Origin of the sequence: Aliiroseovarius sp. S253, assembly GCF_049800855.1 — a bacterium.
Lineage (GTDB): Bacteria > Pseudomonadota > Alphaproteobacteria > Rhodobacterales > Rhodobacteraceae > Aliiroseovarius.
This window is the reverse complement of the sequence record NZ_JBNAFW010000001.1, coordinates 753,539-776,124: the sequence shown is the minus strand read 5'-3', so window position 1 is coordinate 776,124 and position 22,586 is coordinate 753,539. Positions and strand designations below refer to the sequence as shown.

Sequence of the window (22,586 nt, the reverse complement as noted above, 5' to 3'; positions counted from 1 at the left end):
CCTCCGTCACTAGCCCTTGCCGCGCGATGCGGCACCCGGTCACGGGGTTTTGTTTGTGGCCGACCCTAATGAACCAGCAAATAGATCGCGGTCGAGCACATGACCGCCCCCAGAACCGGCGCCAAAAACGCTGCCCCATGCAGCCCAAAGGATCGGTGAATCACGCTGAAATGCAGCACCGCCCCCGACAGATACACGGCAAGTGGTGCGAAATGCAGCGCACTTGCGACCATCGCTTCTGGTGCGCCCAAAAGTGCATAGATCCACCACCAGCCCAGCACCAGACTTGCCCCGAACCAGCTGTACGCCATTCCCAATGCCAACGGGGTGGCGCGTTGTAGATAAAGCCATAGGAACGTCAGGGCGATCATTAGGCCCATCAAGGTGATCGCGCCGAACCCAATTTGAAAGATCACCTGATATCCGGCGATCCAATACCCGAGCTGAAGCAAAGCCGCCAAAGCGGCCACCAAAAGGGAAGCTTGTTTCATTTCTGTAAGAGACTCCTGACAACTTCGTCCAATTCCGCCGCCGCTTGTTCGTTTCGTGTAAGTGCGCGTTGGAAACGATCCGCCAGAACAACATCCTTCAGCCGCTGTTTCACACAAAGGTAAAGACGCCAAATCATCGATGCCCCCCGGCCGATGGCAGTCGTTCACGGATGATCGTTGTGATCTCGATCAGGATGGACGAGTTCTTGTCCAGCACCGCCCGTGTCGCCTGATCCTTCTGTAAATCGCGATAGAGAAGATAAAAGACCAGCACGACCCACGGGCCATGCTCGGCCACTAGTTTCAGGATCAGGTCACTTGCCATGTTGGCGATCCATCCAGTCTTTCAAAGCCGCATTGTCACTGGCATCCACGCGCCCAGTCGCAAAGAATGCTCCATCTTCGGACGGCATTTCTGATCTTTCAGGGGTTGGGGCAACTTCATGTGGCCCTGATTGCTCGGACGTCGGGGCATCAGACAGCACACGAAATCCATTTGCCTTGGCCAACACCTCGGCAATCGAGCGCTGGAACTCCTGCCCTTTTACTTGCTGACGTGCGCCGAAATAGAAGCTAACGATCGCGCCCATCAGCCACCAAAGCGGCTCTGGCACCACGGCGACGCCTTGCATGCGATCCGCAAACCAGACCGGGTCCACCATGGCCGCGGCGAACAAGCCCAGCGTCGACAGCGCTAGGGCCGGACGCGGGACGCGGTTCAATCCATCCATGAAACGGTCAAACCAGCCTTTGCGGGCGTGGGAAAACTCGGCGGCAAACGCTTCGATCGCGGCCACCTGCAATCCGGCCTCACGGGCCGAGGCGGCCTCGGCGTTCTCGCGAAATACTTCCGCCGTTTCGCGCACCATATTTCCGCGCCCGCCAAACAGCACTTTGACCACATCGCCCATCAGCCCCATGCCCGCACCCTTTCCTTGTGATCTGCGTCGGTGAAATGATAGCGGGGCGCCATGAAGTCCTCGGCGCGTTTAATCCAGCCGCCCTTGCCCCCATCCCGACGGCGCGCATACTTGCGCGAAGCTGGGCGGCGATCCGCCAAACGATAGTAGTAATTACGCCGCTCGATCCCATAAGCATCAACCAGATGATCCGGTGCAGCATTCATCGCATCGCGCGCCACGCCCAAGGTCTGCGGCCCCAGCATGCCGTCCTGCGAAAGCCGATAGCCCATCTTTACGAAAAGCCGTTGCAGGATCCGCACTGCATTACCACCAGCATTAACATGCATATCAAACACTGTGGCCTGCAGCCGTTCGGGAAGCTCTCCGATCCGAGGCTTGTGAAAATAGTGCTTCAGAAAAATGTCGCGCGCCTGCGCTCGGGTCAGGCGTTTCACGTCCGAGGGCGTGACTTTGCCGTCGCCATCCAAATCCAGCCCCAAGCGGCGCATGGTGTGGATCGTGACCCCGTATTTGGTCGCCCCGCCGGGATCGTCGGGGTCGTTCACATAGCCACCTTCACGGGCGACAATCTGATCTGCGATGTCTGTGACGCTCTGCATCCGGGCCTTCCCCGCGTTTGGAACACGGGGGGAAGCCTGCGAAAGTCAGGTTAACAATGTCGAAATCAATAGTCCGGTTCGACGTAGACGCCCGTTTCCTTCAAGCTGTCCACGACCTCTTTCGGCATGTATTCTTCGTCATGTTTGGCAAGGATTTCAGAGGCTTCAAAGACGCCATCCACGTATTTTCCGGTGCCGATCATGCCTTGGTTTTCGGAAAAAAGATCCGGCAGCACGCCGGTATAACGCACGGGAACCGTCTCGGCCCCGTCGGTGACCGAAAAGCTGACGGTCTCGCCCTGCCCGCGCACGATTGTGCCTTCAGAGACCAGCCCACCCATGCGGAACACCTCGTCCGCGCGGGGCGGTTCGGCGATCACTTCGGTGGGCGAGCGGTAATAGTTGATCCCGTCTTTCAGCGCATAGCCAATCAGACCTGTCGACAGCGCCAACGCCACGAAGGCCAGAACGATGATCTGGATACGACGGGTTTTCTTCAGGCTTTTCAGACCGGCCATTACAGGCTCCTTTTCAATCGCTTACGGAAACACCGGAGGCATCATCAACCCGGTGGTTTCGTCTTCACCAAGCATCAAGTTAGCATTTTGCATCGCTTGACCGGACGAACCTTTGCACAGATTGTCCAAAGCCGACACGACCAGAGCGCGCCCCGGTATACGGTCGCCAGCGACTCCGAGGTGACACTGGTTTGATCCCATCACCTGCCCCATCCCCGGCAGCTTGCCGAAGGGCAGAACGGTGACAAAAGGTTCGTCAGCATATTGCGCGACAAGAGCTACGTGGATCGCTTGAGGGTCTCCGTCCACATAGCAGTCGGCCAGAATACCCCGGTTCACCGGCACCAGATGCGGGGTGAACTGGATACGTACATCACGGCCTGCCAGCATCGAGAATTCCTGATCGAACTCACCGAGATGGCGGTGCGTACCACCCTGCGCATAGCCCAGCACGTCGGTCGAGCGTTCGGCAAACAGCATGTTCTCCTTCAGCGACCGTCCAGCCCCCGAGATGCCATTCTTCAGGTCACAGATGATCCGGTCCAAATCGACCAGCCCGCTCGAGATCAGCGGGCGCAGTGCGTATTGCACCGTTGCAGCGTTACAGCCAGTCCCCGCTACCAGACGCGCGGATTTGATGTCGTCGCGATAGAACTCGGTCAGCCCGTAGACCGCCGTCTTCTGCAATTCGGTCGCCACATGCGGCGCGCCGTACCATTTCTCGTATTCCGCCGGATCACGCAGACGGAAATCCGCGCCCAAATCAACGACTTTCACAGTGTCGGGCAGGTCACGCACCAGCGCTTGGCTCAGACCATGCGGCAGGGCTGCAAAGGCAAGGTCCACGTTCGAGAAGTCAATCTCGTCCATCTTAACCAGCTTCGGCAGGTCCAGATGGCGCAAATGGGGATAGACATCCGACATCTCTTGTCCGGCCTTACGGTCAGCGGACAGAGCGACGATTTCCATCGACGGATGGGTGGCAATCAGGCGGACAAGCTCGGCCCCGGTATAGCCGGACGCACCAAGAATGGCGATTTTGTGGGTCATTCAGACCTCCTGCGAATTCGAAGGATAGATAGGTGTTTTGCGTGCGCCTTGCAATCAGGCGGCTTCGAAAGCGATCTTTCGTCGCAGAAACTGGGTCGCGCGGTTGGACACTTGGGCGGGATCACCGGTGGTCAGGAACTTCGATTCAGTCCCCGTTCCGCGCATTTTCGGGTGGCGTTCAAGGTAGTCTGCAAGGCTTTCTGCCACCAGATTGGCTTGGCTATAGACCTTCACATCCGCGCCCAACGCGTTCTGGAACTCCTGCTCCATCAGCGGGTAATGGGTGCAGCCCAGAATGGCGGCCTCGGGCTTGGGCATCTTGCGCTTCAGCGCATCCACATGGCTGCGCACCAGCGCCTCGGCCAGGATCAGATCCCCGTCTTCGATCGCATCCACGACACCGCCGCAGGCCTGCGCCTCGACATCCACGCCAATAGCACGGAAGGCCAGTTCGCGCTGGAACGCGCGGCTCGACACTGTGGCGGGTGTAGCAAACAGCGCAACGTGCTTCACTTCGACTTCGCGCGGAGGCGAGTTGTCGCCCCATTGGCGTTCCGTCAGCGCTTCGATCAGAGGCACAAACACGCCAAGTACCCGCTTGTCGGTCGGGATCCAGCTTTCCTGCATCCGGCGCAGCGCTGCAGCCGAGGCGGTGTTACAGGCCAGAATGACCAGATCACAACCCTGATCCCATAGGGCAGATACCGCCTTGGTCGTCAGGTCATAAACATCATCCGCATCCCGCACCCCGTAAGGCGCATGCGCGTTGTCACCGTAATAGACGAAATTCACATCCGGCAGACGTTTCGAGACCGCATCCAGAACCGTCAATCCGCCCAGACCACTATCGAAAATGCCTACTGCCATCGCCCTATGCCTTGTGTTTGTCCTCGAACTCGAACCCATAGGCACCTTGGGCACCTGGGGTCTGGGACAAGGCATATGTCTGATCGCGCAGGAAATCCATCATGGATTTGGCGTCTTTGGCATATTCGCCCCATTCTGCTGGCAAAATCGGCTGGCCGATCGACAGGCTTACGGGCTGGTCCACCCGCTTGCCAAACTCGCGGATCAAAAGCGCCATACGCAGTGTCGGGTGCACATGGCTAGCCACTTGGAAACTGCGCGAGTTGTGGCCGTGAAAACAGATCGGCACCACTGTGGCATTGGATTTTGCAATCATCCGTGCCGAGAAACGCCGCCAGCCCGGATCAAGCGGCAGACCAAACGGCTTTTGCGCGGTCGAGACCGTGCCGCCGGGAAAGATCCCAATCGCCCCGCCTTCCGCCAAATAGCTGCGCGCCGCGTTGCGCGTCTCAAGGTTCACCTTCATCGCCTCGCGGGTTTCGGCGAAATCGACGGGCAGGACGACGCGGCTGAGATCCTCGGCCTTGCGAAACACCTGATTGGCCAGAATGCGGAAATCTTTGCGATGTCGGCTGAGAATGTGCCCCATAACCAGCCCATCCAGAATGCCGTAAGGGTGGTTGGCTACCACGATCAGAGGACCGTCTTGCGGGATTAAGTCCAGCGACCCTTCGACAAAATCCAACGACAGCCCATAGCGATCCACCATCACCTGCCAGAAATCGCGCCCGTCGGCGACCTCGGCATCATAGCCATGGGCGCGCTTGATCAGACGCAGGCGGCCTGTCGCATTCTCCATCACGCGGATGACGGCGCGTCCCGGACGGGTTTGCGCGCTGTGGGCATAGGTGATGTCGCGGGCGACGTGTCTGCTCATCTGCAAGATCCTTGGTCGGATGCTTTATTTTGCAGCGTGATGTAACAGGTTTATGTCGCCCGCTGAACTCTTATTCTGCGGCTTCTTGAACGGGGCCGGTTCCATCGAATGTCGACCAGAGCGCCCGGCGGCGCGTATCTGCCGCCACAACGCTTGCCTCTTTCACCGGGCCAAAGCCGCGGATCGACAGGGGCAGTGCTGCGATTTCCAGCGCGACCTCGGTATTGGCGTCCGTCAGCCCTGCCGCCAAACGCTGCATGTCGGCCTCATAATCTGCAATCAGCTTGCGTTCCGTCACACGTTCGTCAGACCGGCCAAAGGGATCCAGCGCGGTGCCGCGCAGACCTTTCATCTTGGCCAGAAGCGGCGCAGCACGTTCGAACCACTGCCCAAAGCCTCGTTTCTTCGGGCGTCCAACCGGGTCCGTGCCCCCCAACAGCGGAGGCGCAAGGTGATAGGTCAGTTTCAGATCGCCATCGAACTCGGCCTCGGCTTTGGCGCGGGTCTCGGTCAGAAGCCGCGCAACCTCGTATTCGTCCTTATAGGTCAACAGCTTGTGATAGCCCTTGGCCACGGTTCCCTGCAGCACTTCCGGCATAGCTCCCACGAAATCGCGATACTTCTTCGCCAGCGCTTTGTTTTGATATTTCACCAGATGATCGGCCCGGAAGTCGATGATATCACCCAAGGATTCGGGCAGTTCCACGACATCCGCTTGCGTGTATTTCGCCGCCTCGTCCGGGAAGGCCACCGCCCAGCGCCCCAGATCAAACGCGCGTTTGTTGCGGTCCGGCGCTTGCCCGTTCAGATCAATTGCATGCATCAGGGCTTCAAATGTCAGCGGAACATAACCAGCCTGCCAGGACGCACCCAATACCATCATGTTGGAAAAGATGCTGTCGCCCATCAGAACCCGCGCAAGCTCGCTTGCGTCGAACATCGACAGCCGATCCCGCAGGCGCGCCTGCAAAGACAGTTGCAGCTGATCGCCCGGAATTGTGAAGTCTGTATTCTGTGTGAATTCGCCGGTCACAGTTTCATGGCTGTCCACCACCGCGCCTGTGCGCCCGGTTTTGGTCAGGCCCAGCGTCGTCGAAGCTGCCGAGACCACAAGTTCGCACCCAATCAGCGCGTCACATTCCCCGGTCGCCACGCGAATGGCCGAGATATCCTCGGGCTTTTCAGCCAACCGCAGATGGACCGTCACCGCGCCGCCCTTCTGGGCCAGCCCTGCCATCTCCATCATGCCTGCGCCTTTGCCGTCTATATGCGCGGCCTGCGCCATTACGGCCCCGATGGTCACAACGCCCGTGCCGCCAACACCGGTGATCACCGTGTTGAACGTCCCGTCGATCTTCGGCAGCGTTGGGACCGGCAGGTCAGGCAGCTTCACCTCGGCCGTAGCGGCCTTTTTCAGCTTCGCGCCCTCGACGGTCACAAAGCTGGGGCAGAACCCGTTCACGCAGCTGAAATCCTTGTTGCAGCTGGACTGGTCGATGGCGCGTTTGCGGCCCAGTTCGGTCTCGACCGGCACGATGGACACGCAGTTCGACTGCACGCCGCAATCGCCGCAACCTTCGCAAATATCCGTGTTGATAAAGACCCGCTTGTCGGGATCCGGGAACAACCCGCGCTTGCGGCGGCGGCGCTTTTCGGCAGCACATGTCTGGATATAGAGGATGACCGACACCCCCTTCAAATCCCTGCATTTTTCCTCGATCGGCAGCAGCTCGTCACGCGTGTGCAGGCTGATTCCGCTGGGGAAAGCACCCCGGTCGACATCCTCTTTGTCGTCATACACGACGAAGATGTTCTTCACCCCCATTGCCAGTACTTCGCGGGCAATCCGAGGCGCGTCCAGATCCCCTTCGTTGGTCTGCCCGCCGGTCATTGCCACTGCGTCGTTGTAAAGGATTTTATAGGTAATGTTCACATCCGCCGCCAAAGCCGCACGGATCGCCAGAATGCCCGAGTGGTTATAGGTCCCATCGCCCAAATTCTGGAACACGTGGTTGGTTTTCGAGAACGGCGCCTCGCCAATCCAGTTCACGCCCTCGCCGCCCATCTGCGTCGATCCCAGCGTCGAGCGGTCCATCCATTGCACCATATAATGGCATCCGATCCCTGCAAAACCGCGGCTGCCATCGGGCAGTTTGGTCGAGGTATTGTGCGGGCAGCCCGAGCAGAAATATGGCAAGCGCGCCGCGATATTAGGCGCGTTGTCTGCCCCACGCGCCTGCGCCAGCGCCTCCAGCCCGGCCTTGACGGCTTCGGTCCCGCGCCCTTCCTCGACCAGAATATCGCCCAGCTTTTCGGCGATCATGATCGGGTCCAGAGCGTATCGTGTCGGGAACAGCTCCAGCTGACGTCCGTTCTCCCACGTGTCACCCTTGTGCCAGCCGTACACGCGGCGGCCCCGGCGATCGTCAAAAATGGCTTCCTTGATCTGCACCTCGATCAGTTTGCGCTTCTCTTCCACGACGACGACCAGATCCAGCCCCTCGGCCCATTCATGGAAAGATTGCATGTCCAATGGCCATGTCTGCCCGACCTTGTAGGTGGTGATACCCAGACGTTCGGCTTCGATCTCATCAATCCCCAAAAGGTTCAGCGCATGAACCAGATCCAGCCAGTTCTTGCCCGCCGCGACGAAGCCGATCTTCGCCCCCGGCTTGCCCCAGACGCGCTTGTCGATCCGGTTGGCGCGGGCATACGCCTCGGCTGCGAAACGCTTGTAATCAATCATTCGCGCTTCCTGCGGAATGCGGTCGTCGATCAAGCGGATGTTTAGCCCACCCTCGGGCATGTCGAACTCGGGCGTGATCAACTGCATCCGGTCCACGCGGCCATCCACAACTGAAGTCGCCTCGACCGTATCTTTCATTACCTTCAGCCCGGCCCAAAGGCCCGAGAACCGGCTCAGCCCATAGCCATACACGCCATAATCGATGATTTCCTGCACGCCAGCGGGGCTGAGGACCGGAATATACGCATCCACCATCGCCCAATCAGACTGATGCAACACGGTCGAGCTTTCGCCCGTGTGGTCATCCCCCATCGCCATCAGCACGCCACCCTTCGGTGACGATCCAGCCATATTGGCGTGACGCATCACGTCACCCGTGCGGTCCACCCCCGGCCCCTTGCCGTACCACAGACCGAACACACCATCGCGTGCACCTTCACCGCGCACTTCCGCTTGCTGGCTCCCCCACAGCGCAGTGGCAGCCAGATCTTCGTTCAGGCCCGGTTGGAACAAGATGTCATTTTCACTCAGCACGCCCTGTGCCCGCGACATCCACAAGTCCACCGCCCCAAGAGGAGAACCGCGATACCCGGTCACATAGCCTGAGGTCTCAAACCCGACGCGCCGGTCCCGTTCCCTCTGCGTCAGCATCAAGCGCACCAGCGCCTGCGTGCCATTCAACAACACTTGATCTTTGGTCAGATCAAAACGGTCATTCAGAGTGATTTCTGGCTTGCCCATGCCGTACCTCCCAATACGAATAGCTTGCTGGAGATTGCCCTCCAATTTAGGTCATAATATATGACCCATCAAAACAAATCCAATCACAATCCGTTCTGGCTTTCATCACGATTCTGATGGTAACAGTATGAATAGATTACACGCTAACAGGGATTGGTTCGTACGCCATGGACTGGGATAAACTCAGAATATTTCACGCCGTGGCAGATGCTGGGTCGCTAACCCATGCTGGTGACGCCCTCCACTTGTCTCAGTCCGCCGTCTCGCGCCAAATCCGAGCGCTTGAAGAAGGGCTGAACGCCACACTGTTTCATCGCCATGCACGTGGACTGATTCTTACTGAACAGGGCGAGCTGCTGTTTGACGCCACCAAGGCGATGAACCAACGCTTGGAAGCCGCCGTGGCCCGCATTCGCGACAGCAAGGAAGAAGTCTTCGGTGAACTCCGCGTCACGACCACTACGGCCTTTGGCTCGATGTGGTTGGCCCCACGCCTGCCGAAGCTTTATGAAGCCTATCCCGATCTGCGCATTGACCTGATGCTGGAAGAGCGCGTGCTGGACCTTCCCATGCGCGAGGCAGATGTGGCCATTCGCATGAAAGAGCCCAGCCAGGCGGACCTGATCCGAAAGCGATTGATGGACGTTCACATGCGGCTATACGCGACGCCAAGCTATCTCGAGGCAAACGGCACGCCCGAAACGCTTGAGGATCTGTCGAATTTCCGCCTGATCTGCCAGAATACATCTGCCGCGCAGGTCAGTGCGGGTGCCGCCTTGGTGCGCGAGCTGTTAACCTATGATGTCGGATCGCTTCTGACCGTGAACAATTATTTCGGCGTGCTACAATCTGTCCTGAACGATCTGGGGATCGGCGTCCTGCCGGACTATATCACGCATGATTTCCCAGAATTGACACGTGTCTTGCCCGACATTGAAAGCAAGGACATCCCTGTCTATCTGGCCTATCCCGAGGAATTGCGCGCTTCGAAACGGATCGAAGCCTTCCGGGATTTCGTGATTTCCGAACTGGCAGCTCAGCGCCGCAGCATGGCAAGCTGACAATTACATTCACAAACACTGATGCGAAAGCGCAACAGTGCGTCTGCACCCAAAACGACCTCAAATCACTCTCAAGTCGAGCATTTACCACGTTAAGTTTATATAATCATTAAACTATCTCCGAACACACCCGCCGAACCGCCGCTTTACGTAGCGACAACGCGCGAAAGGCATGCGAAAAATGCATAGCTGCAATGCAGCATTTTACCTTGAAGCGACTCGTTCCCCCTCCTAAATCTGGTTCAAAGCCGATGGTCGAGCATCGCTCTAGTCGGTTTTTACCTCCCTGTTGGACTTGGCCGGGCTCTGCCCGGCCTTTTTTTTGCCCGAACGCCAGAAGTTCCTGCAAAACAAGGCAGGCAAGCTCTTCCCCAATGGCCCCCCTTCCCCTAAAAGGCGCAGCAACTGACATTAATATCGTGCCTGCGCGAGTCGATGTCGCTGCAACGCCGAAGGGGACCGAGCATGAGCGAGCCGAAAATCACCACCGATCTGATTGAAGCACACGGCCTGAAACCCGATGAGTACGAGCTGATCCTCGAAATCATCGGACGCGAACCAAGCTTTACCGAGCTCGGCATCTTCTCGGCCATGTGGAACGAGCACTGCTCGTACAAGTCATCGAAAAAATGGCTGCGCACCCTGCCGACCGAAGGCCCTCAGGTCATTTGCGGACCCGGTGAAAATGCAGGCATCGTGGACATCGGCGACGGTCAAGCCATCGTGTTCAAGATGGAAAGCCACAACCACCCCTCCTACATCGAACCCTATCAAGGGGCTGCGACGGGCGTTGGCGGCATCTTGCGCGACGTCTTCACCATGGGCGCACGCCCCATTGCCGCAATGAACGCGCTGAGCTTCGGCGAGGTTGATCACCCGAAAACCAAGCGGCTGGTCAACGGCGTCGTTGAGGGCATTGGCGGCTACGGCAACTGTTTCGGCGTCCCCAATGTCGGCGGCGAAGTGCGCTTCCACCCGGCCTATAACGGCAACTGCCTTGTGAACGCATTTGCTGCCGGTCTGGCCGATGCAGACAAGATCTTCTACTCGGCCGCGTCGGGCATCGGAATGCCCGTTGTCTATCTGGGCGCCAAAACTGGCCGCGACGGCGTTGGCGGTGCGACGATGGCCTCGGCCGAGTTCGACGATACGATTGAAGACAAGCGTCCCACCGTTCAGGTTGGCGACCCCTTTACCGAAAAGCGTCTGATGGAAGCCACGCTAGAGCTGATGCAGACCGGCGCCGTTATCTCGATCCAAGATATGGGGGCCGCTGGCCTGACCTGTTCGGCGGTCGAAATGGGCGACAAAGGTGGTCTGGGCGTCAAGCTGAACCTTGAAGATGTGCCGCAGCGCGAAGACGACATGACGGCCTACGAGATGATGCTGTCGGAAAGCCAAGAGCGGATGTTGATGGTTCTGAAGCCGGAAAAAGAGGCCGAAGCCCGCGCTGTGTTCGAAAAGTGGGACCTCGATTTCGCCATCGTCGGCGAAACACTGGCCGAAGACCGTTTCTTGATCGTACATCATGGCGAAGTGAAAGCCGATCTGCCGCTGTCCCCTCTGTCGGGCCGCGCGCCGGAATATGACCGCCCGTGGATCGAAACCCCGGCGGCCGAGGAACTGGCAGACGTACCCGAAATCGATGCAATCGACGGCCTGAAGGCTCTGATCGGCTCGGCCAACCACGCAGCCAAACAGTGGGTCTATGAACAATATGACCACATGGTTATGGCCGACACCGTACGTGCCCCCGGTCTGGGCGCTGGCATCGTGCGCGTGCATGGCACTGACAAAGCCGTAGCGTTCACCTCGGACGTAACGCCGCGCTATGTAAAAGCCAATCCGCTGGAAGGTGGCCGCCAAGCCGTGGCCGAGGCCTATCGCAATCTGACCGCCGTCGGCGCGAAGCCCCTTGCCACCACCGACAACCTGAACTTCGGCAACCCCGAAAAGCCCGAGATCATGGGCCAGTTCGTCGGCGCCATCAAAGGCATCGGTGAAGCCGTGGCCGCGCTGGACGTGCCGATCGTTTCGGGCAACGTCTCGCTTTACAACGAAACCGACGGTCAAGCGATCCTGCCGACCCCGACCATCGGGGCCGTGGGCCTGCTGGACAGCCTTGACGACATGATCGATGGCGTGGCCCGCGAAGGCCACGTGGCGCTGGTCGTCGGCGAAACAGCTGGCCATCTCGGCCAATCCGCCCTGCTGGCCGAGGTCTTCAACCGTGAAGACGGCGACGCGCCGCATGTGGATCTGGACGCTGAAAAACGAAACGGCGACTTCATCCGCGCCAATCGCGAGTTGATCAAAGCCTGTTCGGACTTGTCGGATGGCGGCCTGGCGCTGGCAGCTTTTGAGATGGCCGAGGCCGGAGAAGTTGGCGTTCAGCTGGACGCCGCCGACACGCCAACGCTGTTTGGTGAAGATCAGGCGCGCTATCTGGTGGCCTGTAATTTCGATCAGGCCGAAGCCTTGATGATCGAAGCTGGCCGCGCGGGCGTTTCCATCACCACCGTTGGTCGCTTCACCGGTGACAGCGTGAAGATGGGCGGCTCGGAAGCGCCTCTGGCAGAACTGGCCCAGATCTTCCGCACCGGTTTCGATCAGGCGCATACGTAAATGACAGGCCCGGTGCCGCTGGCGCAGGATCCCTCGACGCTGACCGCCGATTGCGCGGGCTGCATGGGGCTGTGCTGCGTGTCTCCGGGCTTTGACGCAGGCGATGATTTCGCCTTTGACAAACGTGCGCTTGCGCCCTGTCGCCATCTTGGCACGGACAACCTGTGCCGCATCCATGAAACCCTTTCTGATCAAGGCTTTCCGGGCTGCGCCAAGTTCGACTGCAAAGGTGCCGGGCAATATGTGACCCAGCAGATCTTCCCGCGCAAACGCTGGCGTAAAGATCGCGAAACGCTGGAAGCCGTATCCGAGGCCTATCGCCGGATGCGCGCCATCTGTGACATGGCCGAGCTTCTGCATCTGTCCGCGCGCCTGCCGCTGTCCGCAACACAAGAAGCCGCCCGCGAAGCGATGCTCGACCGCCTTTTCCCCGAGCCCGCATGGACAGAAGCCACGTTGGCCCAAGCCGAGGAAGCCGGTATCCTGTCCGACGCCCGCGCCGTACTGACAAGTTTTCGCGACGCTGCGATGCGCCGCTAACCCTTGCGGCCCATCCTCACCACACATAAGTTAAACAAAACAAATACGAGGTTCCGCCAATGGCCATGGAAGCATCCAAAATCGAAGACCTGATCCGCGCAGGTTTCCCCAACGCTCAGATCACCATCACCGATCTGGCCGGTGACGGGAACCATTGGGCGGCCGAGGTCGTGGATGAAAGCTTCCGCGACATGAACCGCGTCCAACAGCAACGCGCCGTGAACGCCACCGTGCGTGAACAGATCGACAGCGGAGAGCTACACGCGCTGGCCCTGACGACCAAGGTCCCTGAGTGACTGCGGGCGCGATAATCGCAGGTGTTATCCTGTTGGTTATTGCTGCTGCTGTGGCCGAGGCACATTTGAAGCGCAACCGGCACAGTTCTGTAAGTTCCAGCCGACCTAAGACATCGCGAGAAGAACCCAAACCCGAACTAGGGATGGAGGCGACTGATACAAACCTTGTAGATGCCGCACACCGCCAAAATGAACAGATCCAAAGGCTTCACGACCAACTCACAAAGCGCCCAAAAAATCAGCGCCGATGAGGCCTAAGACAAGGAAACTAAAATATGACCGACGCAAAAAACCGCATCGACGAAACCGTCAAAGCCAATGACGTTGTGCTTTATATGAAGGGCACGAAAGAAATGCCGCAATGCGGGTTTTCGTCCCGTGTGGCTGGCGTTCTGAACTATATGGGCGTGGATTATGCCGATGTGAACGTGCTGGCGGATGAAGAAATCCGCACGGGTATCAAGGAATACTCCGACTGGCCGACCATCCCACAGCTTTACGTCAAAGGCGAGTTCGTGGGCGGTTGTGACATCGTGACCGAGATGACCCTGTCAGGCGAGCTGGACACGCTGTTTGCTGACAACGGTGTGACGTTTGACAAAGACGCGGCCGATAAGATCCGTGAAGCCAACGCCTGATCTTCAGCCGACACTGACAACAAAAAAACGCGCGCCAGAATTTGGCGCGCGTTTTTGCATTCTGTGGCTGCGATCAGTCCGCCTGAAGGCGCTCTTCTACCGAGGCGGCCATGGCTTCGGTGCGCGCGGCGATCTCGGCAAGTGTGTCGGTGACAGAGGCAGGAACGACTGGCACCTCAACCTTTTGAGGTTCCGCGTTCTTCAACGCCTCAAGCTCGCGTTCCAACTCGGCTACACGGCTCTCGGTCAGTTTAACCTTGTCTTCCATACCGGCGGTCTTGTCTGCCAGCATCAGTCCCGACATCAAAAGCATCCGGCTTTCTGTCAGGTTCGATATCTGGCTGACCAGAACCGAAGCTTCTGTGTCCAGCATGGCGGCGGCAGATTTCAGGAAGTGCTCTTCACCCTCCTGACAGGCCACTTCAAAGCTACGACTTCCGATTGTGATCGTGACGTCAGGCATGGGTGTCCTCCTCGCTTGCAGTGGCGGTTTGCTGTTCAGTCATTGCATTCAGCTCGGTCAGAACCGCGTCCAGTTCGGCCCGGTCTGCCTGTTGGGTTGCATTCAACGCGGCCAGTTCAGCTGTCATGCCATCGTTAATCAATGCAGCTTGGACAACTCCGGACTTCGCCGCCTCACGCAGCGCATCGTTCGAGTTGCGCAGGTCTTGATTGGCTTGACGCAGCGTGTCAGCCGATGCCTCAGAGCGTGCCAATTGCTCTTGCAGTCGAGCAACCTCGACTTCAACGGTCGCGACCTTGTCTGTGACCTGAGCTTTCAATGTCGAAAGCCGTTCATTCAACTGTGCGTTAGCTGTGCGTTCGTCTTCAAGCTGGCGGGTCAGTTGATCGATCGCACCAGTGTCTGCTACCGGCCGATCAGCCAGATTATCCAGCCCTGCGTTGATCCGTTCCAGCGCCGTGGTGATGCGAGTCTCTAGGTCGGAAATGTCACTCATAATGTGCCCTATGTAATCCTTATGGCCCGATCTTGTCACAAGGATGCAAAACACTCAACGCCCTCGGGACGCATCGCGGCCTCAAACGCGATTCGCCGCCACAAGCCACAAAGCCCCATTCAATTCACCCACAGCGCCAACTTGCTCCGTACGATTACAGATACTTGCACGGCCGAGCACCCGGCAAAGCCTTGCTTTGCTTGACCCAAGCGGCAGGACTGCTATCAGGGGCCAATCTTTACTTAGCCAAAGGACTCGGACCTTGGATATTGCCGCTCTCGCCAAAGCCCACCCTGACCACTGGAAAAAAGCCGCCGCCATCCGCTCGTTGACGCTGGATGCCGTTGCCGCTGCAAATTCCGGCCATTCCGGCATGCCGATGGGCATGGCCGATGTGGCAACCGTTCTGTTTGAAAATCACTTGAAATTCGACCCAGCCGCACCACGCTGGGAAGACCGCGACCGGTTCATCCTGTCGGCGGGTCACGGTTCGATGCTGATCTATTCGCTGCTCTACCTGACGGGCTATAAGGACGTCACGCTGGATCAGATCAAGAACTTCCGTCAGTGGGGTGCAATCACCGCAGGTCACCCGGAATACGGACACGTCTCTGGCGTCGAGACCACGACTGGCCCCTTGGGCCAGGGCATTGCCAACTCGGTCGGCTTTGCGATGGCGGAAGAAATCCAACGCGCGCGTTTCGGCAAGAAGATCGTAGATCACTACACCTATGTCATCGCAGGCGACGGTTGCCTGATGGAAGGCATCAGCCAGGAAGCCATCGGCCTTGCTGGACGTCACGAACTGTCGAAGCTGATCGTCCTGTGGGACAACAACGACATCACCATCGACGGCAAGGTTTCGCTGTCGGATCGCACCGATCAGGTCCAGCGCTTCAAGGCCTCGGGCTGGCATGTTCAGGAAATTGACGGCCATGACCCCGAGCAGATTGACGCGGCCATCACCAAAGCGAAGTCGACCAACAAGCCGTCCATGATTGCCTGTAAAACGCATATCGCACTGGGCCATGCTGCTCAGGACACCTCGAAAGGCCACGGCGCGCTGACCGATGCCGAGCAACTGGCAGCTGCCAAAGAAGTGTATGGCGCACCGAAAGGCGCCTTCGAAGTCCCCGCCGACGTGAAAGCACAATGGGAAGCCATGGGTGCTCGCGGTGCGGAAGCTCGGGCCGAGTGGGACGCCCGTTTTGCCTCGATCTCGGATCGCAAGCAGGCCGATTTCAAGCGCGCCTATGCTTTGGACGCTCCTAAGAAACTGGCCACTGTTGTGCGCAAGCTGAAAAAGGAAGTATCCGAAAGCAAACCAGCAGTTGCGACCCGTAAGTCATCCGAGATGGCACTGGCCGTGATCAACCCTGTGCTGCCGGAAACTGTAGGCGGCTCGGCTGACCTGACCGGGTCGAACAACACCAAGACCGGCGATCTGGGCGTCTTCGACACCGACAACCGCGGTGGTCGTTATATCTATTGGGGCATCCGCGAGCATGGCATGGCCGCTGCAATGAACGGCATGACCCTGCACGGCGGCATGCGCCCCTATGGCGGTACCTTCTTCGTCTTTACCGACTATGCCCGCCCTGCGATGCGCCTCGCCTCGCTGATGGGTATCCCGACCGTATTCGTGATGACCCACGACTCGATCGGCGTTGGCGAAGACGGCCCGACACACCAGCCGGTCGAGCATCTGTCGATCTGCCGCGCCACCCCGAACAGCTATACGTTCCGTCCCGCCGACACCGTTGAAACGGCAGAAGCATGGGAAATCGCGCTGACCGAAAAAGAAACTCCGTCGACCCTGGTTTTGACCCGTCAAAACCTGCCGACCGTTCGTACTGACTACAAACAGAAGAACTTGACTGCTCAGGGCGGATACGTGCTGGCCGACGCAGAAGTTGGTAAACGTCAGGTGATCCTGATTGCCACCGGCTCGGAAGTGTCGCTGGCAATGGAGGCACGCGCGCAGCTGGAAGCCCAAGGCATCGGCACCCGCGTTGTTTCGATGCCATGTATGGAGCTGTTTGCCGAGCAAGACGAAGCCTATCGCCGCAAAGTTCTGCCCGCAGGCGCCGTACGCGTTGGCGTTGAAGCTGCAGTTCGCGATGGTGGCTGGGACCGACTGCTGCTGGGCGAACGTGGCCGTGAAGCCAAGCAAGCCTTTGTTGGCATGACTGGCTTTGGCGCTTCCGCTCCGGCTGGCGTGCTGTTCGAGAAATTCGGCATCACCACTGACAACGTGGTCGCAAAAGCAAAAGAGCTTCTGGGTTAAGCCCCAGCCCATCTAAAAAACTGGACCAAACATCTGCATAGGTTTTTGGTCTGAAACTTCGAAACGCCCCGCCAATCGGTGGGGCGTTTTCTTTACCCCCTTTTAAACCTGCCCGGGATCAGACAGTCTGCGCCTGTTTTATCAAAGGATACCAACGTGCTGTCAGGCTTGCGTGAAAATCATCGAGGAGCGCTTTTCATGGTTTTTGCCATGGGGGCGTTTGCGCTTGAAGATATGGCATTGAAGGCTGCCGCGCGTGATATCCCGATCGGGCAGGCGGTCGCGCTGTTTGGACTGGGCGGATTGGTGATCTTTGCCCTGATCGCGCGCGTACAGGGCGCACGTATTTTTCACCCGGATCTGCGTTCTCCTGTCTTGATCTGGAGATCGGCATCCGAAATTGCTGGCCGTTTGTTCTATGCGCTGGCCATCGCGCTGACACCGCTGTCCAGTGCTTCGGCCATCTTGCAGGCAACACCGCTGGTCGTCGCATTAGGTGCGGTCATCGTGTTCAAGGAAAGGGTCGGCCTGCGGCGCTGGCTGGCCATCCTTGTTGGCTTCGTCGGCGTGTTGATGATCCTGCGTCCGGGTCTTGACGCATTTGATCCGCTGTCGATTTTCGCAGTGTTGGGAATGTTGGGTTTCGCTGGCCGCGATCTGGCCACCCGCGCCAGCCCTGCGACACTGTCAGGCGCGCAACTAGGCGTGGCGGGGTGCGCAGTGCTGACCGTTTCGGGTCTGGTCCTCGTCGCTGTTGGGGGCGAGTTGCGCACCCTGACGCCAGCTGCCAGCGGGTTCCTTGTTCTGGCAACCGTATTCGGCGTGTTGGCCTATGGTGCGCTGACGCTTGCGATGCGGACCGGAGAGGTCTCGGTCGTCACCCCATTCCGATACTCGCGACTTTTATTCGCGCTCGTCTTGGGCGTCGTGGTATTCCACGAACGCCCAGACATAATGACGCTGGCAGGTAGCGCCGTCATCGTTCTGAGCGGATTGTTCCTGCTCAGCCGGTCAAAACCGAAAGCTTAGGCGTTCTTAGGCTTTCCCTTTGAAAATCGACCCCCAGATCGGGCCGATGACCCATGTGGCCAAGGGAATGATCAGCACGCCCAGAGCCAAGCCAAGCACGCCGTCCAGCCCGGCTGTTACCACCCATTTCACGAAGCCTGCATAGTTCGGCACAGCGTAAGCTGCCGCTTCGGCCCAGTGTTTGATGGTCTCATAGGGCAGGTGCCAGCCCAGCTCGTGCAGGCCGTGTACGATGATCGACCCGCCAACCCAGATCATCGCGGCGGTGCCCACGATGGTCAGAAGTTTCATGACATAGGGCATCGCCTTCACGATCCCGCGGCCCAGAGCCTGCGTTGCACCAAGGCGCGCGTTGTTGGCCAGATACAGGCCAAAATCATCCGCCTTCACGATCAATGCGACCGAGCCATAGACCGCAACAGTGATACCCACGGCAGCGACAGCCAAGGTGGCGGCTTCCATCCAGAAATTGCTGTTCGGGATGCCCGACAGAATGATGGTCATGATCTCGGCCGACAGGATGAAGTCGGTCTTGATCGCGCCCGCGACCTTGCTTTCTTCCAGATGAGCTGGGTCGCCTTCGACATGTTCAGCGTGGTCCCACGTGTGATCATGCGGGAACAATGTGTGCCACACCTTCTCGGCCCCTTCGAAGCACAGATATGCCCCGCCCAACATCAAAAGTGGCGCGATCGCCCAGGACGCGAAGGCCGACAAAAGCAGGGCGATGGGCAGAAGGATTAGAAGCTTGTTCTTGATCGAGCCCCAGGCAATGCGCCCAATGATCGGCAGCTCGCGTTTGGCTTCAAACCCTTGGACATATTTGGGCGTCACAGCTGCATCGTCGATCACGGCACCCGCCGCTTTCGCGCTGGCCTTGGCCGCCTGCGCCGCCACATCGTCAACCGAGGCCGCCGCGACCTTCGCAATCCCAGCAACATCATCCAGAAGTGCAATCAAACCACTCATCTACTCGCCCCAATCATTCCTATGCGCGTTTGGATGCGAATCTAACGCACCCACCCCAAAGGGCAAGCCCATCACCCATCGAGGGAATGAAAAATTCGCCCCGTTGAAGGTTTGCGCTAACGCGCGGCGATGCCAGTCATGTTTTCGCTATCATGCTGGGGTGAAAGCTGTTTTCCGGGTTGGGTGACATTCCGGTCGGAGCTATACCCCATGCAAGTCGAAGATAATCTTTTGTGGCTGGCGACGGCCGCTTTCGAACAAGGAAGAACTCATGACCGTCAAAGTCGGCATCAATGGTTTTGGTCGTATCGGCCGCTGCACTCTGGCCCAGATCGCTGCCTCAGGGCGCAAGGACATTCAGGTGGTCAAGGTCAACGCCACGGGCCCCTTGGAAACCGCAGCGCATCTTCTGAAATATGACAGCGTACATGGCCGCTTCCCGAACGAGGTCGTTCTGGGCGATGGCACCATGGATGTGGGCCAAGGCCCGATGCAAATGATGTCGACCTACGACATGAACGAATTGGACTGGGGCGGCTGCGACGTTGTTCTGGAATGCACCGGAAACTTCAACGACGGCATCAAGGCCAAACCACACCTAGAGCGTGGCGCGAAGAAAGTTCTGTTGTCGGCCCCCGGCACCAACGTGGACAAGACCATCGTCTGCGGCGTGAACGAAGAGATGCTGACCGCCGACGACGTCATGGTCTCGAACGGTTCGTGCACCACCAACTGTCTGGCTCCGGTTGCCAAAGTCCTGCTGAACGCTTTCGGCATCGAAAGCGGCATCATGACCACGATCCACGCCTATACCGGCGACCAGCCGACGCTGGACCGTCGCCACAAGGATCTGTACCGCGCCCGCGCTGCTGCCATGTCGATGATCCCAACCTCGACCGGTGCCGCCAAAGCTTTGGGCGAGGTTCTGCCAGCACTGAAAGGCAAACTGGATGGGTCCGCCGTGCGCGTTCCGACCCCGAATGTCTCGGCCGTGGACCTGACCGTTGTGGTCGAAAAGGACGTGACCGTAGCGGACGTAAACGCCGTGATGAAAGAGCAGTCACAAGGCGCAATGAAAGGCGTATTGGGTTATACCGAAGAACAACTGGTCTCGACCGACTTCAACCACACCGAAGAAAGCTCGATCTTTGCCGCTGACCAGACCAAGGTTATCGGCGGTCGTCTGGTCCGCGTTCTAGCGTGGTATGACAATGAGTGGGGCTTCTCGACCCGCATGGGCGATCTGGCTGTCAAAATGGGCAGAATCTGATCCAATCCCAATATTTGGATAGACCCCCGCAGCCCAAGCTGCGGGGGTTTTCTTTTGCCTATCCGTTTTGCCTTGCTCCGCCCCGCGCGAGTTGTCACATTGACGAAAACAGGCCGGAGCCCATTTTGTGACTAATCAGCTTGCCATCTTGCTTGGGGCCGCAATCCTGCTGCTACTTGGGCTGGATATCTTCCTTTGGGATGGCACCTATCTGGTGTTCCTTGCCAAGAAGTTCCTAGAACTCTCTGAATGGGTGGCCTTCTGGCGCTGACCCCACACTGTTGTGACCTTCAATCCCTGCCCCCTTGACCTTTTCGAAAATACTGCGATGTTAGCGCTCACATTTTCATGCTAAAGTGAAGGAGACGGGCATGACGGTCAAAGTTGCAATCAACGGGTTCGGTCGTATCGGCAGGCTTGTCCTGCGTTCCCTTCATGAAAGCGGCCGCACAGATATCGAAGTTGTGGCGATCAACGATCTTGGCTCGGTCGAGATGAACGCCCATCTGTTGGAATTCGACAGCGTCCACGGACGCTTCCCCAATCCCGTCACCTTTGGCGAAGACTGGATCGACGCGGGGCGCGGTAAGATCGCCGTGACCGCCATCCGCAACCCAGATGACCTGCCCTGGGGCAATGTGGACATCGTGATGGAGTGCACCGGCATCTTCAAAGGCGACAAGGCCCTAGTGCATCTGGGCAATGGTTCCAGCCGCGTTCTGGTCTCGGCCCCCTCTTCTGGCGCGGACAACACCGTTGTCTATGGCGTGAACCACGACAGCCTGACAGCAGATCACGTGCATGTCTCGAACGCATCCTGCACCACCAACTGCTTGGCGCCGGTCGCGAAAGTGCTGCACGACACCGTGGGCATCACCAAGGGGTTCATGACCACGATCCATTCCTACACCGGTGACCAACCGACGCTGGACACGCTACACAGCGACCCCTATCGCGCCCGCGCCGCCGCGATGAGCATGATCCCAACCACCACAGGTGCTGCCCGCGCCGTGGGTCTGGTCCTTCCAGAATTGAACGGCAAGCTGGATGGCGTCGCAATCCGCGTTCCGACCCCGAACGTATCCTGCGTAGACCTAACCATCGAGGCTAGCCGCAACACCACCGCCGAGGAAATCAACGCCGCTATGCAAGCCGCGGCAGACGGCCCGCTGAAAGGCGTTCTGGGTGTTACGAGCCGCCCGCTGGTATCGATCGATTTCAACCACGACCCGAACTCGTCGACGCTGGCTTTGGATCAAACCAAGGTTTTGGACGGCAATATGGTCCGCGTTCTCAGCTGGTATGACAATGAATGGGGTTTCTCGAACCGCATGTTGGACACAGCGGTCGAAATGGGCAAACACCTGTAATCGCTTACAGAACCTGAGACAAAAACTGACGCGTCCGCTCTTCAGCTGGCGCGTCAAATATTTGTGCAGGCGTGCCTTCTTCCAGAATGCGCCCGCTATCCAAGAAACAGACCTTGTCCGCCAGTTCACGCGCAAACCCCATTTCGTGGGTCGCAAGGATCATGGTCATCCCTTCCGCGCGCAGACTGCGCAGCACGTCCAAAACCTCGGCCACCAGTTCGGGATCGAGGGCGGAAGTGATCTCGTCAAACAGCAGAATGTCGGGCTGCATAGCTAGCGCGCGAATGATTGCGACACGTTGCTGCTGGCCACCGGACAGTTGATCCGGGTAGTGGTCGATGCGATGGCTCAGACCAAACCGCTCGAACATTTCTTCTACACGACCCCTTTGCGCGGCACGGGATAGACCTTTCACCCGGCGCGGGGCGAGCATCACGTTGTCGGCGGCCGACATGTGCGGAAATAGATTGTAGGATTGAAAAACCAGCCCGATGCGCTGTCGGACAGGCTGAGGATCAAGCCCCGGTTCGGCGATGTCCACGCCGTCGAACCAAATCTCGCCATCATCGACGGGATCCAGCAGGTTGACCGCCCGCAAAAGCGTCGATTTACCCGAGCCGGATGCACCAATCAGACAGACCATCTCGCCCTTCGCGACCTCAAGGTCGATGCCGCGCAACACGTGGTGATCGCCAAAGGTCTTTTGGATATTTCTAAGCGACAGCATGGG

23 protein-coding genes are annotated in these 22,586 nt (G+C 58.6%); 10 read left to right on the top strand and 13 right to left on the bottom strand.

The annotated features are described in order from the left end of the window. Positions 1–65: 65 nt before the first annotated feature. The 9 genes from ACP15F_RS03870 to ACP15F_RS03830 all read right to left on the bottom strand — a co-directional run bounded on the left by ACP15F_RS03870 (position 66) and on the right by ACP15F_RS03830 (position 8,812). Complete coding sequence (locus ACP15F_RS03870; RefSeq protein WP_424939520.1) at positions 66–491, bottom strand: hypothetical protein; 426 nt, start codon at positions 489–491, stop codon at positions 66–68. Between the two features lie 133 nt (positions 492–624). After that, a complete protein-coding gene (locus ACP15F_RS03865; RefSeq protein ID WP_424939519.1) occupies positions 625–816 on the bottom strand; it encodes a hypothetical protein in 192 nt (63 codons plus the stop codon). Further along, complete coding sequence (locus ACP15F_RS03860) at positions 806–1,411, bottom strand: holin family protein (protein WP_424939518.1); 606 nt, start codon at positions 1,409–1,411, stop codon at positions 806–808. The genes ACP15F_RS03865 and ACP15F_RS03860 overlap by 11 nt, the downstream gene beginning before the upstream one ends. Continuing rightward, positions 1,402–2,013 (bottom strand): holin-associated N-acetylmuramidase, encoded by a 612-nt coding sequence (locus ACP15F_RS03855; RefSeq protein ID WP_424939517.1) that lies wholly within the window; start codon positions 2,011–2,013, stop codon positions 1,402–1,404. The genes ACP15F_RS03860 and ACP15F_RS03855 overlap by 10 nt, the downstream gene beginning before the upstream one ends. Before the next feature lie 65 nt (positions 2,014–2,078). Beyond that, the gene (gene ccmE / locus ACP15F_RS03850) at positions 2,079–2,522 is read right to left on the bottom strand and encodes a cytochrome c maturation protein CcmE (protein WP_424940934.1); all 444 of its coding nucleotides are present in this window, start codon (positions 2,520–2,522) and stop codon (positions 2,079–2,081) included. 30 nt (positions 2,523–2,552) lie between these two features. Further along, a complete protein-coding gene (argC, locus tag ACP15F_RS03845; protein ID WP_424939516.1) occupies positions 2,553–3,581 on the bottom strand; it encodes an N-acetyl-gamma-glutamyl-phosphate reductase in 1,029 nt (342 codons plus the stop codon). 54 nt (positions 3,582–3,635) lie between these two features. Continuing rightward, positions 3,636–4,448: a glutamate racemase gene (gene murI, locus ACP15F_RS03840; protein WP_424939515.1), complete on the bottom strand. Its 813-nt coding sequence runs from the start codon at positions 4,446–4,448 to the stop codon at positions 3,636–3,638. Positions 4,449–4,452: 4 nt separating this feature from the next. Further along, the gene (locus ACP15F_RS03835; RefSeq protein ID WP_424939514.1) at positions 4,453–5,325 is read right to left on the bottom strand and encodes a lysophospholipid acyltransferase family protein; all 873 of its coding nucleotides are present in this window, start codon (positions 5,323–5,325) and stop codon (positions 4,453–4,455) included. Positions 5,326–5,395: 70 nt separating this feature from the next. Continuing rightward, on the bottom strand, positions 5,396–8,812 hold the full coding sequence (locus tag ACP15F_RS03830; protein ID WP_424939513.1) for an indolepyruvate ferredoxin oxidoreductase family protein: 3,417 nt from the start codon (positions 8,810–8,812) through the stop codon (positions 5,396–5,398). Between the two features lie 167 nt (positions 8,813–8,979). On the opposite strand from ACP15F_RS03830, the gene ACP15F_RS03825 reads away from it, so the two are divergent. The 5 genes from ACP15F_RS03825 (at position 8,980) to grxD (ending at position 13,972) form a co-directional block, all read left to right on the top strand. Beyond that, on the top strand, positions 8,980–9,873 hold the full coding sequence (locus tag ACP15F_RS03825; protein WP_424939512.1) for a LysR family transcriptional regulator: 894 nt from the start codon (positions 8,980–8,982) through the stop codon (positions 9,871–9,873). A gap of 465 nt (positions 9,874–10,338) precedes the next feature. Then, positions 10,339–12,498: a phosphoribosylformylglycinamidine synthase subunit PurL gene (gene purL / locus ACP15F_RS03820; RefSeq protein ID WP_424939511.1), complete on the top strand. Its 2,160-nt coding sequence runs from the start codon at positions 10,339–10,341 to the stop codon at positions 12,496–12,498. Continuing rightward, the gene (locus ACP15F_RS03815) at positions 12,499–13,038 is read left to right on the top strand and encodes a hypothetical protein (RefSeq protein WP_424939510.1); all 540 of its coding nucleotides are present in this window, start codon (positions 12,499–12,501) and stop codon (positions 13,036–13,038) included. A gap of 59 nt (positions 13,039–13,097) precedes the next feature. Continuing rightward, positions 13,098–13,334 carry a BolA family protein gene (locus ACP15F_RS03810; protein ID WP_133487890.1) on the top strand — a complete coding sequence of 79 codons (237 nt, stop codon included), beginning with the start codon at positions 13,098–13,100 and terminating at the stop codon, positions 13,332–13,334. Between the two features lie 275 nt (positions 13,335–13,609). Beyond that, positions 13,610–13,972 carry a Grx4 family monothiol glutaredoxin gene (grxD, locus tag ACP15F_RS03805; RefSeq protein ID WP_424939509.1) on the top strand — a complete coding sequence of 121 codons (363 nt, stop codon included), beginning with the start codon at positions 13,610–13,612 and terminating at the stop codon, positions 13,970–13,972. 73 nt (positions 13,973–14,045) lie between these two features. Here grxD and ACP15F_RS03800 read toward each other — a convergent pair whose 3' ends face one another. Both ACP15F_RS03800 and ACP15F_RS03795 read right to left on the bottom strand, forming a co-directional pair. Next, positions 14,046–14,435 carry a cell division protein ZapA gene (locus tag ACP15F_RS03800; RefSeq protein ID WP_424939508.1) on the bottom strand — a complete coding sequence of 130 codons (390 nt, stop codon included), beginning with the start codon at positions 14,433–14,435 and terminating at the stop codon, positions 14,046–14,048. Further along, positions 14,428–14,931, bottom strand: a complete 504-nt coding sequence (locus tag ACP15F_RS03795; RefSeq protein ID WP_424939507.1) for a hypothetical protein — start codon at positions 14,929–14,931, stop codon at positions 14,428–14,430. Before ACP15F_RS03795 ends, ACP15F_RS03800 begins: the two co-directional genes overlap by 8 nt. A 262-nt stretch (positions 14,932–15,193) precedes the next feature. On the opposite strand from ACP15F_RS03795, the gene tkt reads away from it, so the two are divergent. Then, positions 15,194–17,218 carry a transketolase gene (gene tkt / locus ACP15F_RS03790; RefSeq protein WP_424939506.1) on the top strand — a complete coding sequence of 675 codons (2,025 nt, stop codon included), beginning with the start codon at positions 15,194–15,196 and terminating at the stop codon, positions 17,216–17,218. A 198-nt stretch (positions 17,219–17,416) separates the two neighbouring features. Continuing rightward, positions 17,417–18,247, top strand: a complete 831-nt coding sequence (locus ACP15F_RS03785; protein ID WP_424939505.1) for a DMT family transporter — start codon at positions 17,417–17,419, stop codon at positions 18,245–18,247. A gap of 6 nt (positions 18,248–18,253) precedes the next feature. Here the strand turns inward: ACP15F_RS03785 and ACP15F_RS03780 are convergent, their stop codons facing one another. Further along, positions 18,254–19,216, bottom strand: a complete 963-nt coding sequence (locus ACP15F_RS03780; protein ID WP_424939504.1) for a DUF808 domain-containing protein — start codon at positions 19,214–19,216, stop codon at positions 18,254–18,256. A 271-nt stretch (positions 19,217–19,487) separates the two neighbouring features. Here ACP15F_RS03780 and gap (ACP15F_RS03775) point away from each other — a divergent pair, with 271 nt between their 5' ends. The 3 genes from gap (ACP15F_RS03775) (at position 19,488) to gap (ACP15F_RS03765) (ending at position 21,856) form a co-directional block, all read left to right on the top strand. Next, on the top strand, positions 19,488–20,486 hold the full coding sequence (gene gap, locus ACP15F_RS03775) for a type I glyceraldehyde-3-phosphate dehydrogenase (protein ID WP_424939503.1): 999 nt from the start codon (positions 19,488–19,490) through the stop codon (positions 20,484–20,486). Positions 20,487–20,613: 127 nt separating this feature from the next. Beyond that, on the top strand, positions 20,614–20,757 hold the full coding sequence (locus ACP15F_RS03770) for a hypothetical protein (RefSeq protein WP_424939502.1): 144 nt from the start codon (positions 20,614–20,616) through the stop codon (positions 20,755–20,757). A gap of 100 nt (positions 20,758–20,857) precedes the next feature. Further along, on the top strand, positions 20,858–21,856 hold the full coding sequence (gene gap / locus ACP15F_RS03765; protein WP_424939501.1) for a type I glyceraldehyde-3-phosphate dehydrogenase: 999 nt from the start codon (positions 20,858–20,860) through the stop codon (positions 21,854–21,856). A gap of 4 nt (positions 21,857–21,860) precedes the next feature. Here the strand turns inward: gap (ACP15F_RS03765) and ACP15F_RS03760 are convergent, their stop codons facing one another. After that, positions 21,861–22,583, bottom strand: coding sequence for an amino acid ABC transporter ATP-binding protein (locus tag ACP15F_RS03760; protein ID WP_424939500.1), 723 nt, complete (start codon positions 22,581–22,583; stop codon positions 21,861–21,863). Positions 22,584–22,586: the final 3 nt, after the last annotated feature.

Coding starts and splice junctions, on each gene's coding strand:
- ACP15F_RS03870 (WP_424939520.1), bottom strand. CDS start 491: ATGAAACAAGCTTCCCTTTTGGTGGCCGCTTTGGCGGCTTTGCTTCAG.
- ACP15F_RS03865 (WP_424939519.1), bottom strand. CDS start 816: ATGGCAAGTGACCTGATCCTGAAACTAGTGGCCGAGCATGGCCCGTGG.
- ACP15F_RS03860 (WP_424939518.1), bottom strand. CDS start 1,411: ATGGGGCTGATGGGCGATGTGGTCAAAGTGCTGTTTGGCGGGCGCGGA.
- ACP15F_RS03855 (WP_424939517.1), bottom strand. CDS start 2,013: ATGCAGAGCGTCACAGACATCGCAGATCAGATTGTCGCCCGTGAAGGT.
- argC (WP_424939516.1), bottom strand. CDS start 3,581: ATGACCCACAAAATCGCCATTCTTGGTGCGTCCGGCTATACCGGGGCC.
- murI (WP_424939515.1), bottom strand. CDS start 4,448: ATGGCAGTAGGCATTTTCGATAGTGGTCTGGGCGGATTGACGGTTCTG.
- ACP15F_RS03835 (WP_424939514.1), bottom strand. CDS start 5,325: ATGAGCAGACACGTCGCCCGCGACATCACCTATGCCCACAGCGCGCAA.
- ACP15F_RS03830 (WP_424939513.1), bottom strand. CDS start 8,812: ATGGGCAAGCCAGAAATCACTCTGAATGACCGTTTTGATCTGACCAAA.
- ACP15F_RS03825 (WP_424939512.1), top strand. CDS start 8,980: ATGGACTGGGATAAACTCAGAATATTTCACGCCGTGGCAGATGCTGGG.
- purL (WP_424939511.1), top strand. CDS start 10,339: ATGAGCGAGCCGAAAATCACCACCGATCTGATTGAAGCACACGGCCTG.
- ACP15F_RS03815 (WP_424939510.1), top strand. CDS start 12,499: ATGACAGGCCCGGTGCCGCTGGCGCAGGATCCCTCGACGCTGACCGCC.
- ACP15F_RS03810 (WP_133487890.1), top strand. CDS start 13,098: ATGGCCATGGAAGCATCCAAAATCGAAGACCTGATCCGCGCAGGTTTC.
- grxD (WP_424939509.1), top strand. CDS start 13,610: ATGACCGACGCAAAAAACCGCATCGACGAAACCGTCAAAGCCAATGAC.
- ACP15F_RS03800 (WP_424939508.1), bottom strand. CDS start 14,435: ATGCCTGACGTCACGATCACAATCGGAAGTCGTAGCTTTGAAGTGGCC.
- ACP15F_RS03795 (WP_424939507.1), bottom strand. CDS start 14,931: ATGAGTGACATTTCCGACCTAGAGACTCGCATCACCACGGCGCTGGAA.
- ACP15F_RS03785 (WP_424939505.1), top strand. CDS start 17,417: ATGGTTTTTGCCATGGGGGCGTTTGCGCTTGAAGATATGGCATTGAAG.
- ACP15F_RS03780 (WP_424939504.1), bottom strand. CDS start 19,216: ATGAGTGGTTTGATTGCACTTCTGGATGATGTTGCTGGGATTGCGAAG.
- gap (WP_424939503.1), top strand. CDS start 19,488: ATGACCGTCAAAGTCGGCATCAATGGTTTTGGTCGTATCGGCCGCTGC.
- gap (WP_424939501.1), top strand. CDS start 20,858: ATGACGGTCAAAGTTGCAATCAACGGGTTCGGTCGTATCGGCAGGCTT.
- ACP15F_RS03760 (WP_424939500.1), bottom strand. CDS start 22,583: ATGCTGTCGCTTAGAAATATCCAAAAGACCTTTGGCGATCACCACGTG.